The organism is Microcystis sp. M165S2, assembly GCF_020245885.1.
Classification (GTDB): domain Bacteria; phylum Cyanobacteriota; class Cyanobacteriia; order Cyanobacteriales; family Microcystaceae; genus Microcystis.
The window spans coordinates 1-14,080 of record NZ_JADBTZ010000289.1 but is presented as its reverse complement, the minus strand read 5'-3'; the positions used below and the strand labels follow the sequence as shown (position 1 = coordinate 14,080).

Annotated in this window: 16 protein-coding genes and 1 pseudogene; 8 read left to right on the top strand and 9 right to left on the bottom strand. The window is 42.0% G+C overall.

Features of this window, described 5'->3' with window-relative positions; all coding sequences use genetic code 11:
• Positions 1-2,055 (top strand): CHAT domain-containing protein (locus IM479_RS14715; RefSeq protein ID WP_287686062.1); only part of this gene is annotated, 2,055 nt, incomplete at its 5' end.
• Here the strand turns inward: IM479_RS14715 and IM479_RS14710 are convergent.
• From IM479_RS14710 to IM479_RS14700, 3 genes are all read right to left on the bottom strand, one after another.
• Positions 2,052-2,423, bottom strand: a complete 372-nt coding sequence (locus tag IM479_RS14710) for a hypothetical protein (protein ID WP_287686061.1) — start codon at positions 2,421-2,423, stop codon at positions 2,052-2,054. The two genes, IM479_RS14715 and IM479_RS14710, sit on opposite strands and share 4 nt — an antisense overlap.
• A gap of 30 nt (positions 2,424-2,453) precedes the next feature.
• Positions 2,454-3,554 (bottom strand): 3-dehydroquinate synthase, encoded by a 1,101-nt coding sequence (gene aroB / locus IM479_RS14705; RefSeq protein WP_287686060.1) that lies wholly within the window; start codon positions 3,552-3,554, stop codon positions 2,454-2,456.
• A gap of 161 nt (positions 3,555-3,715) precedes the next feature.
• A complete protein-coding gene (locus tag IM479_RS14700; protein WP_287686059.1) occupies positions 3,716-4,111 on the bottom strand; it encodes a hypothetical protein in 396 nt (131 codons plus the stop codon).
• Between the two features lie 414 nt (positions 4,112-4,525).
• Here IM479_RS14700 and petN point away from each other — a divergent pair, with 414 nt between their 5' ends.
• The 4 genes from petN (at position 4,526) to IM479_RS14680 (ending at position 7,736) form a co-directional block, all read left to right on the top strand.
• On the top strand, positions 4,526-4,615 hold the full coding sequence (petN, locus tag IM479_RS14695; protein ID WP_012265708.1) for a cytochrome b6-f complex subunit PetN: 90 nt from the start codon (positions 4,526-4,528) through the stop codon (positions 4,613-4,615).
• Positions 4,616-4,631: 16 nt separating this feature from the next.
• Positions 4,632-4,775, top strand: a complete 144-nt coding sequence (locus IM479_RS14690; RefSeq protein WP_002768280.1) for a hypothetical protein — start codon at positions 4,632-4,634, stop codon at positions 4,773-4,775.
• Positions 4,776-4,817: 42 nt separating this feature from the next.
• Complete coding sequence (gene sbcD / locus IM479_RS14685) at positions 4,818-6,071, top strand: exonuclease subunit SbcD (protein ID WP_287686058.1); 1,254 nt, start codon at positions 4,818-4,820, stop codon at positions 6,069-6,071.
• Positions 6,072-6,290: 219 nt separating this feature from the next.
• The gene (locus tag IM479_RS14680) at positions 6,291-7,736 is read left to right on the top strand and encodes a serine/threonine-protein kinase (protein ID WP_287686057.1); all 1,446 of its coding nucleotides are present in this window, start codon (positions 6,291-6,293) and stop codon (positions 7,734-7,736) included.
• A 6-nt stretch (positions 7,737-7,742) separates the two neighbouring features.
• Here the strand turns inward: IM479_RS14680 and IM479_RS14675 are convergent, their stop codons facing one another.
• From IM479_RS14675 to IM479_RS14655, 5 genes are all read right to left on the bottom strand, one after another.
• Positions 7,743-8,195, bottom strand: coding sequence for an ATP-binding protein (locus tag IM479_RS14675; protein WP_286825620.1), 453 nt, complete (start codon positions 8,193-8,195; stop codon positions 7,743-7,745).
• Complete coding sequence (locus IM479_RS14670; RefSeq protein WP_287077170.1) at positions 8,182-9,177, bottom strand: anti-sigma factor antagonist; 996 nt, start codon at positions 9,175-9,177, stop codon at positions 8,182-8,184. Before IM479_RS14670 ends, IM479_RS14675 begins: the two co-directional genes overlap by 14 nt.
• Positions 9,178-9,291: 114 nt before the next feature.
• Complete coding sequence (locus tag IM479_RS14665; RefSeq protein WP_286825618.1) at positions 9,292-9,942, bottom strand: DUF3318 domain-containing protein; 651 nt, start codon at positions 9,940-9,942, stop codon at positions 9,292-9,294.
• A gap of 294 nt (positions 9,943-10,236) precedes the next feature.
• On the bottom strand, positions 10,237-10,866 hold the full coding sequence (locus tag IM479_RS14660; protein ID WP_287686056.1) for a ribonuclease D: 630 nt from the start codon (positions 10,864-10,866) through the stop codon (positions 10,237-10,239).
• 259 nt (positions 10,867-11,125) lie between these two features.
• Positions 11,126-12,121 (bottom strand): CAP domain-containing protein, encoded by a 996-nt coding sequence (locus IM479_RS14655; RefSeq protein WP_287686055.1) that lies wholly within the window; start codon positions 12,119-12,121, stop codon positions 11,126-11,128.
• Positions 12,122-12,212: 91 nt separating this feature from the next.
• Between IM479_RS14655 and IM479_RS14650 the strand changes: the two are divergent.
• Together IM479_RS14650 and IM479_RS14645 are read left to right on the top strand one after the other, a co-directional pair.
• Positions 12,213-12,329 (top strand): annotated as a pseudogene (locus IM479_RS14650) (helix-turn-helix domain-containing protein); the annotation flags it as partial.
• A gap of 267 nt (positions 12,330-12,596) precedes the next feature.
• A complete protein-coding gene (locus tag IM479_RS14645; RefSeq protein WP_287686053.1) occupies positions 12,597-12,983 on the top strand; it encodes a hypothetical protein in 387 nt (128 codons plus the stop codon).
• 91 nt (positions 12,984-13,074) lie between these two features.
• Here the strand turns inward: IM479_RS14645 and IM479_RS14640 are convergent, their stop codons facing one another.
• Positions 13,075-13,833: a GAF domain-containing protein gene (locus IM479_RS14640; RefSeq protein WP_286825615.1), complete on the bottom strand. Its 759-nt coding sequence runs from the start codon at positions 13,831-13,833 to the stop codon at positions 13,075-13,077.
• Positions 13,834-13,938: 105 nt separating this feature from the next.
• Between IM479_RS14640 and IM479_RS14635 the strand changes: the two genes are divergently transcribed.
• On the top strand, positions 13,939-14,080 hold a 142-nt coding region (locus tag IM479_RS14635), incomplete at its 3' end, for a helix-turn-helix domain-containing protein (RefSeq protein ID WP_287686063.1).

Genomic DNA, 14,080 nt, shown 5'->3' with positions numbered 1-14,080 from the left:
GCCGGTTGCACGGAAGCTTTGAAAGTTTATACTTTTGACGCTTTTCCCCAAGATTGGGCTGCTACACAGAATAGTCTGGCTATTGCTTACTCAGAAAGAATCAGAGGGGATAAAGCTGAGAATCTCGAACAAGCGATCGCCGGTTGCACGGAAGCTTTGAAAGTGAGGACTTTTGAGGCTTTTCCCCAAGATTGGGCTGCTACACAGAATAGTCTGGCTATTGCTTACTCAGAAAGAATCAGAGGGGATAAAGCAGAGAATCTCGAACAAGCGATCGCATCTTATCACAATGCCTTAAAAATCTGGACTAAAGAAGCTGATCCTCTCAAATGTTTGCTAACTGCCAACAATTTAGCCATTTTACACTACAACGAAAAACAATGGCAACCCGCCACAGAAGCCTATCATATCGCCATTGAAGCCGTCGAAAATGCCCGACTAGAGGCACTTAACCCCCAAAGTCGCCAAGAAACCCTCTCTAATGCTATTAGTGTCTTCCATCGCATTGTGCAAGCGCATCTTAACCTCAATCAGCCTGAGAAAGCATTAGAATACATTGAACGCAGTAAAACGCGAAATCTTGTGGAATTGATGACGCAGAAAAACGTCAAACCGCAAGGGGTTAGTCAAGAAATAATTGACAAACTCGATGAATTACGCCAAAGGTGGGTTAATGAACAAATTCGCCTACAAAGTCGAAGTATTAACCAGAATATCAGCAGTAATGACAACTTAACGCCCTACATTTCTGATGATAGCCATCTTAAAGAATATCGGCAAGCTTGGGAAGATTTTATCGATGAAAAAATCATCTCTATTGATCCTAACTTCAAGCAGACTCAAATAGTTCAACCTATCACTTTTAAGGATATTCAGGCATTAACCGATGCCGAAACTTGTCTGCTGCAATGGTATATTACGAGTGAGAAAATATTAGCCTTTATTGTGTCTTCTGATGGGGATATTAAATATTGGGAATCCTCAGAAGCAGATTTACAGTCATTTATTGACGCAAGCGATAATTATCTACAGCTTTACTACTCCGAAACAGGTAAGGAAGAATGGATAAATCAACTTCCCAACCTCCTGCAAACCTTCGCCGACACCCTACACCTTAATGATATTCTGGCACTCATTCCTAACACTTGTCAACGCTTAATTATTATCCCCCATCGCTTCCTACATATCTTACCTTTACACGCCTTACCCGTCAATAACTCCCCCCTTTTTAAGGGGAGCAGGGGGGGATCAGAATTACACGATTTATTCCCCAAAGGGGTACAATACGCCCCTAGTTGCCAACTATTGCAAATTGCCCAAAGTTTCAACAATTCCGACTTTAATAAACTTTTCGCTATCCAAAACCCAACTAAAGACTTAACTTTCACCGATTTAGAAGTTAATATTATTTCAACCCTATTTAATCAAAGCCAAATTATCGCCAAAGATAACGCCACCAAAAACGCCGTTACCTCTCATCTAAAAGCTTCAGATAGCCACTGCCATCACTTCTCCTGTCATGGAGGCTTTAACCCTGGTAATTCCCTTGATTCTGCTTTATTATTAGCTAATAAAGAACTCTTAACTTTAGGTGAAATCTTTGAATTAAACTTCAAAAAATCTCGTCTGGTTGTGCTTTCTGCTTGCGAAACTGGATTAATTGATTTAAACTCTATCAGCGATGAATATATCGGTTTACCCAGTGGTTTTCTGTTTGCAGGAAGTCCCAGCGTTGTCAGTAGTTTATGGACAGTTAATGATTTATCAACCTCATTTTTGATGATTAAATTTTATGAGATTTTATTCAATGCTAATCTCAATATTTCTGTAGCAGTTGCCTTAAAACAAGCTCAATATTGGTTGCAGGATTTAACCATTGACAAGTTAGACGAATTTCTACAACAATATCAGCCGCAAATAGACAAACATCTTGTCCAACTGCGACCAGGACAGCGCAAAATATATCAAAAATCATTGGAAAGAATTAGAGAACGCCAACCCTATCCCTTTGCCAATCCCTACTACTGGGCCGGTTTTACAGCTACAGGGATTTAGTCAGCACAATCAGCACAAACTCTTTTCATCCCCAATTTAAAGGCGCAAATACCGATCGCTGTTGCCACACCGGGAGGAATACCAGCACCCATAGAAATCGGTTCTATAGCAGGTGCAATCATACCCGATTCTAAGGCTTCTCTAACTTCCTCTTGACAGATAAATTGGCGGCATTTTTCCAACAAATCACCGATCGATCTATCGGGTTCTGTACCAGCTTCTATCAGCAGTAACGGTACAGCATCCTCAAGATAACCTTCGCAATCCTCAATTGCATCCAAAGCAGCAATCGCCCTTGGATTATCCGCTAATTCAGTCCGAAACTGAGCAATTTCTTCAGCAGTAACTTGTATTGAGTCAGTCGTCATATCGGAAGCATTCCCTAATTGAAAAAACGTCTATTGCCCGGATTCGGTTGGGGTTAACACTTCTCTTACCATGGAGGGAGTAACTCGATCGCTAATGGTGACTTGGCCGATCGCCGTTGGTAAAATAAATCTAACCTTGCCATCTTTCACCTTTTTATCGGCAGTAAGCGTCTCGATCATCTGGTCGGGGTTTAAGGCCGGAATTTGTGTTTCTAAGCCAGCTTTGGCAATTAACGCCGTTTGTCGTTGATTTTCCGCTTCCGTCCACATTCCCAGTTTAACAGCGATCGCTCCTGCTGCCACCATCCCCATCGCCACCGCTTCCCCGTGGTTAATCTTAGTATATCCGGTTAAACTTTCAATGCCGTGGGCGATCGTGTGACCATAGTTTAAGATCGCCCGCAAACCCGCTTCTTTTTCGTCTTTACTTACCACATCTGCTTTAGCTTGGCAAGACTTTGTAATAATTGTTTGCAATAGCTGGCCATCGATCTGAGAAAAACTAGCTAAATTGTCCGAGTCTTCTAACTGTTTAAATAACTCGGCATCCCAAATTACACCATATTTAATCACTTCTGCCATTCCTGCCCGAAATTCTCGCACGGGTAGGCTTTTAAGCACGTTAGGATCGATCAGAACTAATTTCGGTTGATAAAACGCCCCGATCAGATTTTTGCCCTGGGGATGATTGACACCAGTTTTACCCCCGATGGAAGCATCTACCATCGCTAAGAGGGTGGTGGGAACTTGGACAAAATTAACACCCCGTAACCATGTGGCTGCCGCAAATCCCGTCATATCCCCGATCACACCACCACCGAGGGCAACCATAGTCGAGGAACGTTCCAACCGGTGAGCGAGGGCGCTATCATAAACTTGGGCGATCGAATCGAGGGTTTTATAATTTTCGCCGGCGGGGATCAGATGAGTAGAAACGGTAAATCCCCCTTTTTCTAGGGAATTAACCGCTATTTGCCCGTAGTACTCAAAAATTTCGGGATTAGAAACCAATAAAACCTTTTTACCTAAGCTTAACTGGCTCATTTCTGCACCGAGATTGGCTAAACTGCCCTTCTCGATCAGAATATCATAGGAGCGATCGGGTAAATTAACGGGAATACAAATAGCCATAGGGTGTGGGGTGATGTTTCAGTGATCAGTGATCAGTAAACAGTAAACAGTGATCAGTAAACAGTAAAAAAGCAGCTCCGAGCTTGTCCCTTAATACTATTCACTGAAAACTCGCACCTGATGACTGATAACTGATAACTGATAACTGATAACTGAGTCGGTTATTGGCGCAGCTTAGTCAACTCTAACAGCAGACGAGAGGATAAAAAACAGATAAAGCTCTCTCCCAGAAAGAGACTTAAGCGCCCACTGTCGGCGATCAAGTCTGTGGATAATTGTAGGGGAACTAGGCCGCGGACTAGGGCAAAAGCTGCCACTGTACCATCTTTGAGATGGGGATTATCATCGTTACGGACGACATAACGATAGGTGACACCAAAGAGAAATCCGCTAATTATCGCCCCGGATATCTTGACAAAAGTGCCAATTACTGTGAGCGATTCCCCTAAAAATACTCGATCGACAATTAAAAATAGCAGATAGGGAACCAGGAAAGCCAGCGCCGAGATACTCCCCACCTGTATGGATTCGATTCTTTCCTTGAGCGTAATTTGCACGATCGCCTCTCTAAAACGGAGTCACTGATGAAGTATTATCGAAAATTTGGGTTGAAAACCTCGCCCTTTAGGGCGACTTTATGTTAGCATTAAATTGAGTCGTTGACTTTGGGAACGCAGGAAACAAGCGACACTCCGTAATCCCTAAATCTCTAACCATCACTGGTACAAAAGCTTTCATCGTAAGTCCACATGGTAAGAGCGAAAAACAATTAAATACTGTGGGACACACAGAAATTTACGCTTGGGGAGTAGTCTTTAAGAGTGCTTACCTTGTAGGTGTAGTCGGACTAGACATGAAACTGTAAGACCAAAATTAGCTCTGCTAGTAGCGGCAAGATTCAGCCCAAGAATCTCCGCACTTTTAGGGCGGAGAGTGTCAACTCCTAAGTATTTCGTTTAACAAAGGCAATTATGGATATTTTGACACTTGGTTGGGTTAGCATTCTCGCCCTTTTCACTTGGTCGATCGCCATGGTGGTTTGGGGTCGTAACGGTTTCTAGGTAATCTATAGATACCATGGAAACATCCCTGATTCTTAACACTCTCTTTCTAGTCGCCTTAATTCTCCTCGTTGTCGTTAGTGGTGGCATTCTCTACCTGACGACTACAGAATGGCGGGATCGCCGTCGTCAAGATGGCGATAAAAAATTAGGAAAATAATCCTGAACAGGTGTACTTAATTGCGCCTGTTTTTTCTTTACCATGATTAAAATACTGCACTTATCGGATATTCACATGGGGAGTGGTTTTTCCCATGGGCGTTTAAACCCAAAAACGGGATTAAACACGCGTTTAGAGGATTTTATGGGCAGTTTGAGCCTCTGTATCGATCGGGCTATTGCCTCCCCTGTGGATCTAGTGCTTTTTGGGGGAGATGCCTTTCCCGATGCCACTCCTCCTCCTTTTGTACACGAAGCTTTTGCCAGTCAATTCCGTCGTCTTGCCGATGCTGATATCCCGACGGTGTTATTAGTGGGTAATCACGATCAACATTCTCAGGGTAATGGCGGTGTCAGTCTCTCCATCTATCGTACCCTAGCGGTGCCGGGGTTTATTGTTGGCGATCGCCTGACCACCCATCGCATCACCACCCGCAACGGCGATATCCAAGTAATTACTTTACCTTGGTTAACCCGCGCCACTCTCTTAACCCGTCCCGAAACCGAGGGTTTATCCTTGAGTGGGGTAAATGAATTGTTAATTAACCGTTTGGAACCAGTTTTAGAAGGAGAAATTCGCCAATTAGATACAAGTTTACCAACAGTTTTATTAGCCCATTTAATGGCCGATCGAGCTAGTTTAGGAGCAGAAAGATTTTTAGCGGTTGGTAAAGGTTTTACCGTACCTTTATCGCTGCTAAATCGTCCAGAATTCGAGTACGTTGCCCTCGGCCATGTTCACAAACACCAAAATCTTAATCCTAGCAATGATCCGCCCATTATCTATCCCGGGAGCATCGATCGAGTGGATTTTAGCGAGGAAAAAGAAGATAAGGGCTATGTTTTAATAGAAGTGGCTAAAGGAGAGGTTAAATGGGAATTTTGTCCTTTACCCGTGCGTCCTTTCCGTTCCATCGAAGTGGATGTTTCCGAGGCAGAAAACCCCCAAAAAGAATTGCTGAAAGCTCTCAAAAAACACGATATTCAGGAAGCAGTTATCCGCTTAGTTTATAAAATTCGCAGTGAACAATTAGAACTAATCAACACCAATCAGCTTGACGAAGCATTAAAAACTGCCCATAGTTATAGTATTCGGGCTGAGTTAATTAGTCAATTAACCCGTCCCCGTTTACCGGAATTAGGGGTGGGTAATCAATTAGATCCTATGGAAGCGTTAAAAGCTTATATCGATAATAAGACAGATTTGCGCGATATTGTCGATGATATGTTAGAGGCAGCCCAGCTTTTATTAAATCAACAGCCAGAAATTTGGCTAGAGGAAGAAACCTCGATTTAGCTATCAGTTATCAGTTATCAGTTATCAGTTATCAGTTATCAGTTATCAGTTATCAGTTATCAGTTATCAGTTATCAGTTATCAGTTATCAGTTATCAGATGTAAGTTTTAAGTTATCAGATGTAAGTTTTAAGTTAATTAGTTAGTTATCTTTATCTTTATACCTGTTTACTGTTTACTGCTCACTGAAACATTTTACCTATCCCTGTTTAAACAAGCCATGAGTTTATGTCTTAATCCCGATTGTCTATATAACAATGATCCTACAGATAAATTCTGTCAAAAATGTTGCTTTCAATTATTACTAAAAGATCGTTATCGTGCTATAAAATTAATTGGTCAAGGAGGTTTCGGTAAAACTTTTCAAGCAATTGATGAGGATAAACCTTCTAAACCTTATTGTGTGATTAAACAATTTTTTCCTAGCGCTCAAGGCAGTAATGCTCTCAAGAAAGCGGCGGAATTATTTAAAGAAGAAGCGATTAGTTTAGATAATCTCGGTCAACACCCACAAATTCCCTCCCTCTATGCCTATTTTACCAGCAATGATGGGCGACAATATCTTGTTCAAGAATATATTGAGGGAGAAAATCTAGAACAAGAATTACAAAGCGAGGGAGTTTTCAATGAGGAAAAGATCAAACATCTTTTATTAGAAATTTTGCCAATTCTTGATTTTATCCATGCTAAAAGAGTCATTCATCGGGATATTAAACCAGCTAATATAATTAGGAGACGCAGCGATAATAAAATAATTTTAGTTGATTTCGGTGCCTCTAAATTTATGAATGTTGCTAATCTTTCCCTGACAGGAACAGTGATCGGTTCGGCGGGATATATCGCCCCAGAACAAAGCAATGGCAAAGCGATTAATAGCAGTGATTTATATAGTTTGGGAGTCACTTGTATCTATTTATTAACGGGAATATCTCCCTTTGAATTATTCGATGTGAGTGAACATGAATGGGTATGGATACAGCACCTGATTAATAATCCTGTTAGTGTTGAATTAGGTAAAATTTTAGATAAATTAATTGAATTTGGCACCAAAAAACGTTATCAATCAGCCGGGGAAGTCCTGCAAGAGTTAGCAGTAAAATTAGCCGTCGTGATTCCGCCAAAACCCCGATCACAGAATACAATTCAAGAAACGGTTTTGCCAGTTTTTCCAGCCGCCACCAGGGAGGAAATTAACCTCAAAAGTGCCAAGGAAATTGATTACACTAACCTACGGGATTTCTTAGCGCAAGAAAAATGGCAAGAGGCAGATCAAGAAACGGCTAATCTATTCTTAAAAGTTGCCGATCGAACTAAAGAAAAATATCTGAAGATAGAAGACATAGATAACTTTCCCCGTGAAGATTTAGCCACTATCAATCAACTCTGGTTAAAATATAGTCAGGGAAAATTCGGTATATCTGTTCAGAAAAGAATCTATGAAAGTTTGGGAGGAAGCGGCAATTATGATCAACAAAAATGGAACGCTTTTGGAACAAAAGTCGGTTGGCGAGTTAATAACAAGTGGTTATACTACGATCAAATTACTTTCTCTCTCAAAGCACCCTGGGGACATCTCCCCACCCTTGTGTGGGGTGTGGGGGGTGGCATAATTCTTTTTTCTCGTCTGGAAACCTGTGCCATGGACAGAGTTTCTAGCAAGGGATAAATTAGCTTAAAAACTTTTCTGGAGAATTAAACAATTTCTCCCTCTGGCAGTGCGGATATATTGTAAAGTATCAGTAAAAGAACGCATAAAAATTAATCCTCGATCGCCTTCCATTTCCAAAGGTGCGACGGGATGTTGCTGTAGAGAATCAAGTTTTGCTTGCAGATCAAAAGGTTGACCGTGATCCCATATTTTTATTTCTAGAGAATGGGACTGTAAAGTTAATTCTAGATCGATCGGTGTGGTCGGTGGTAAATGTTGGTGAGCGTAACGGACAGTATTAGTAAATCCTTCTGCTAAAGCCACCTTACACTGCCAAAGCACCGAGTCGGGTAGAAAAGAGCGGCCGTGAGATTCAAACCATTGTAGGACTGGGATTAAAGCTGCCAATTCCGTCTGGACTTGTAGATGGAATTGGAGGGGGAAAGAAGGGGAATTTAAGACTTCAGAAGGCACCACTGTTTTTTTGAAAGAGAATCAAAATTGTTTTAAAAATCAGTTGTAGATCGTAGCCTAAACTCCAATTTTCTTGATAGCGCAAATCTAGTTGAATTACCTCTTCAAAATTACGCACCTGAGAGCGACCATTCACCTGCCATTCCCCGGTCATACCGGGTTTTACATCTAAACGTTGCCATTGGGGAACATCGTAGCGTTCCACCTCATCGGGGGTGGGAGGACGAGTGCCAACAAGACTCATTTCACCGGTGATCACATTCCAAAACTGGGGCAATTCGTCTAAACTGGTGCGACGTAAAAATTTTCCTACCCGGGTAATCCGCGGATCATTTTTATTTTTAAAAAAAGCTCCCTCCGCTTGATTGGGGATTTTATCCTTGAGTGCTTCTGCATCCACACACATGGAACGAAACTTAAGAATTTTAAATTCCTTTCCCAACCAACCGCAGCGGGTTTGACTAAAAAAAATTGGACCCGGACTGTCTAACTTAATAGCGATGGCAATGGGGATAAAAATAACCCCCGTGATTAATAAACCCACGATCCCACCAACAATGTCAAGACCGCGCTTTAACCAACTGCGAATCGAGGGATGGGTTTCCGGTAGATGGTTTTCATTGGCAGTAAAGCTCTTTTCTTGGGCTGCTAGGGGGGAGGTTTGGAAAGTGAATAATTGATCTAGTCCCGTAATCGATAAAACCCCCATCACTGGGGGATGGACGTTAGCCAGCACTAACTCGATATTTTCTGCCCTGGCCGCTTTGAGATTATGGACTAAAGCACCGACACCACTACTATCCATAAATTGAGTGGCATTCAGATCCAGAATGACTTTTTCGGGAGTGGGTGTTTGGGCGATGAGATGGTGAAACAGATCCTTGAACTGTACTGCTTCCAAGACAGTCAAGCGATCCGGCATCCGCAAAACCGGATACTCCATCGGAATGATCAGAAAACGTGTTTCAGGAATTTGGGAAGTCATCGACACAAAGAGGTGGTTTGATAGATGAACAAGGCCTGATGACCTACTTAAATGTTTACTACACTTTTCCGCAAATACCAATGGGTAATGTCAGAGATTACCTGTAATTATCGGCTAACGAATCTCACCTAGGGGCGGACGGCCTTGGGTTTGGGCCTTCGCTTTGGCTGCACCCTTTCTCAGGGCATCTAAACGGGTCTCATAACGCTTACGCAGACGACGGTTAGGGGTTTGTTCAATTAGGGTTTTAAAGGCACTGCCTAGGCTCTTGTAGGCGTTGGGGAGAGAATAACCGAAACGGGTGGCCAGGGCGATCGCTTTTTCATCGGCTTCGATCGCTTCTTTGAGAATTTTATCGCCATTATTTTTGCGCCAGAGACGATAACCGGAAATCCCACATAATCCCATGGCCAAAAGCAATAATAAACCATCCTGTACCCATAATTCCCCCACCGCACCACCTAAGCCAATAGCGAGGGCGGCCATTTCCCAGCCTTCCCGGGGAATACTATCATTTTGAATCCTGGCGACTTCATGCCAAAAGAGCAGATTACGCTGATCAATGGCTAAATTTTCCCATTTGGCTAAATCTATCTGAATTTCTACCTCATCTCTGCCAATTTCTTCACAACGGATCAGGGGGGGGTTAACCTCTGTGGAACCTTCTACCGTTACCCAACTTTGTAATTCTGGCGGTAGTAGGGTTTTTAGGCGCCGAAGTTCGCTCATTTCGGCTCGTGCAGAGGAGGCCGCATAAGATGTCATAGATTTTTTACCTATTCTCTACCAATGACGATGATTTCTATTTTCGATCATAGCGGTCTTTTTTGTGATCTTGGCAGCTTTTGGCAGTAGAGAGCATTTTCAGTTGTCGGTAACCAGTGAGGGGAGTGGGGAGACCACTTCGTGCGCGTTGCGGGGGGAAATGGGGAAGTGGGGAAGTGGGGAGTGGGGAGAAATAATCCATAACTGGGTTTTTAAGGTTCGATTGGGAGTCAATCATACTATTAAAAACCGATTTGGTATTATTGGCAAAATATAGGCTGTAACTTTTGCCGACTAATGCTCAAATATATCTTTGTATTGCTGTAAATCTAAAGCGGTGAAGATGGGGATACAACTAAAGCATTTTTGGGCTAATTCCCATCTTTCTTCTCTTTGCAGCATCACAATTAATTTATCTCGCACTGACAATAAATAGCGCACATCGTTAGCAGCATAACTCAGTTGTTTTGGGGTAAGATTAGCGGCATTTCCCCAATCAGAACTCTGAGCGGTTTTGTCTAATTCTATCCCTTCCAATTCCTGCACGAGGCTTTTTAAACCGTGACTGCTGGTATAAGTCCGAGCCAGTTTACTGGCGATTTTGGTACAGAAAATCGGTTGAGTGGCAATGGCAAAAGTTTGGGACAATTGAGCCACATCAAAACGGGCGAAATGAAAGACTTTTTCTATCTGCTCATCCTCCATGACCTTTTTCAGATTAGGAGCCTCTGTTTGCCCCCTAAAAACCCGAATAGCGGTGACAAAACCACTGGGATCACAGAGTTGAATTAAACACAGTCGATCGCGCCCTGGAATTAATCCCATAGTTTCTGTATCTACAGCGATCGAATTAACCCCTAAATAACGGGATAATAGGTCATCGCTTAAATCTCGATCGCACACTTGAAAATTATCTAAGTTCATATAGTTAGGGGTTAGGAGAGCTTTTTTCAGTGATCAGTAAACAGTAAACAGTAAACAGTAATCAGTAAACAGTAAACAGTAATCAGTAAACAGTAAAAAGACAGCACTGTTAATGCCATTTAATACTCCTTACTTAAGACTGTCCACTGATAACTCAAATCTGATAACTCAAATCTGATAACTGATAACTGATCACTGATAACTGATAACTGATGTTAAAAACTGGTAATTAAATTTAAATATCATTGGGGGGATTTTGTCAACGCTTTTTAACAAAAAGTTGTGTAAAATAATATTCGCCAACATTATTTTTAGCGATACCGATACCGGTGAGATTATAATCACCAACCATATTTTTTTGATGGCCGGGGCTATTAATCCAACCCTTGACGGCAACGCTAACGGGGTCAGGATATCCCTTCATAAAAGCCAAATTTTCGCCCATTTTTTCTAAAGGAATCTTCCTTTGTACTGCCTTGACTCTTCCCTCAAAACCATCATGACTAAAAGGAGCCTGTTTATGGGCCATTTTTTGACTAAATAAGCGAGCTTCATGACTAATACGAGCATCGAGACGTAGGGGCGGTAAATTTTGAGAAATTCGGTAGCGATTAACTTGATAATTAGTGTTTTCTTCGAGGGTGATTAAAAAAGATTGATTCTGGATAGGATCGTAGCTAAGAGGATTAGTAGAAACGGGAGCGGATTGACGTTTTAAAAATATTTGAGTAAAGTATAACTTCCCTTGATTATCCGTCGCTACTCCAATCCCGGTACTATCAAAATCTCCCTCCATATTTTCCCGATGACCTTGACTTTTAATCCAGCCATCCACAGCAATCATTACCGGGTCATCATAACCTTGATTAACTGCCACATTTTCCCCCACCGCTTGATAGGGAACCGAAACACCAATAGTTTGCGCTCTTTTGTCAAAATCTTGATGACTAAAAGGAACTAAACCCGCGGCCATACGTTGGCTATGTAATCTTGCCTGTTGCGAAATTGCTCGATTTAACAGTAGGGGAGATAAATTACGAGATTGACGATAGCGATTGACCTGTTGATAGATTTTATTCTCTAAAACAAGTAAAGTTGCCGCATCTAAAGGAGAGGGAGAGGGAGAAGGAGAGGGAGAGAAAGATGATCCGAGTTCCGCAAAAGAGCTATAGTTTAAGGCACTACAGGCCATTAAACTTGTCGATACAAGCATCAAAATTCCTAACCGATAAGGTTTCTTAAAAAAACTTTTCATCAAAAAAATTGGGTCTGAAACCCCGCCGTTCTAGGTTGGATTTACTGTTAAATACTAGCGCATTTACAAGATATATGCCAGAACGTCAGGTATGGGGAAAGCCTATCGCTACCGATTTTACCCAACACCAGAACAAGAGTCGCTATTGCGGCGCACCTTGGGCGGTGTAAGATTAGTTGACAATAAAGCTCTCCATGTCAGAACACAGAGAAATCAGCTAAGGGGTTTGAGTTGAATTTCGCCATTTCCCCATTTTCCCAGTCTTGGTGGCGACCTGTTGACCAGAGGGGGGTAAATCTGTCAAGGCAGCTGCGAAACCCGGCAAGGAACCCCAAACAGAAACCCAAATCGTCAGGTTTGGAAATCACCGTCCGGCCCCGGCGGTGAGGATGTCAACTTTTTGGTGCAAGGGTCAAGACTTGTTAAGATCGATCAAGCCGCTCGCTCAAATTTACCACTTCTGTGGCTCTCATTTATGGTAATCGACTTTCTGCCCTTCACTATCAATATTTCCCCGGCCTTTATTGCCGGTAGCTGTCTCTGGTCTTTAGCATTGTATCTGGGGTTAGCTGGGGTGCGAAATTGGTTTATAGAAATTTTCTATGGCTGGTTTAATTTTGCCGAGCGTTTCCTCTATACTTCCCTAGAGGAGTTTGAAAAAACTCGCGTCGCCAGAGAATCCCAAAATGCTTTTTATGCCTCTATCTTTAGTATTATTCCCTTTCTCATTGTCGGCGGTTTCTCCGATTGGTTAATCGAGATTAGTTTAGGAAAAAGTTGGCCGATTAGTGTCGGTATTCTCGCCTGTGTTGCCTGTGGTGTCTATGAATTAGGACGGCAGGACGGCAGCGGTAATCAGTAAACAACGGACAATTAAGCTGTTAACTATCTCAATTACTTCTTAGGACTGCACCGGAGTGGCAAGTTAGTCGATTTTAACCCTTGACTAGGACTCAATCTTTTCCTTCCAGACGATTTCTATGTTTATTAAGGGTCTTTTGTAGTAAATTCAAAACCTCATTAGCAATCTCAATAACTTGATGGGTTCCAAAACCAGCCTGAGTTAATTCTTTAAAAAAAGCCTTAGCGACAATTTTGGCTAATTTCGGGGGATAAGGAGGGACAGCGATCAAATGTTCGGACTGAATTTCTGCTATTTCTCTAGTCACTGCCATAGCCACAAAACGAGATTTTAATATCCCTTGCAAATGAAAAATTTGCAGGGATTGGGCAGCCTGTTGAGCGAATAACTGCAAGATTTCTAAATCTAATGGTTCAAAATGTTTTTTGTCTAGGGGAAAACTGAGATTAATTACTCCGATTACCTGCTCGTTTAGGATAATCGGTACGGAGATAAAACTATTATTATTTGATCTTTTGGGATAAGGGGCTGCAGTGGAAAATGGCGATCGAGTGATATCCTTAATTAGTAAAGGTTTCCCTGTGGCCGCTACACTGTCGGCAATAACTTGATCGAGTTTAATTATTTCTTGATCAGCCAAAGGTGATAGATCATCATAATGGGCAAAAACTTCTAGATAATCGGTAATTTCCCCTTTTAATTCCTGTGGAGAGCTTAACATAATTGAACAGTGCCGCGCTTGCAATTGATGAGCGCTCATACTAGCTATTTTCCGAAAAATATCTTCGAGATTTTCCTCAACATTCAAGACAAGAGCCAGAGCCGTTAATTTGGGGTTAAAATTATCCATGTATTCAATCACTTATCGAAAATTTGGGTTAAAACCCCGTCGTTCTACGACGGCTTTACCGTTAAATACTAGCGCATTTACCAAATATATGCCAGAATGTAAGACATGGAAAAAGCCTATTCTTACCGATTTTACCCCACACCAGAACAAGAGTCGCTATTGCGGCGCACTTTGGGCTGTGTAAGATTAGTTTACAATAAAGCTCTCCATCTCAGAACACAAGCATGGTACGAAAAGCAAGAAAGAG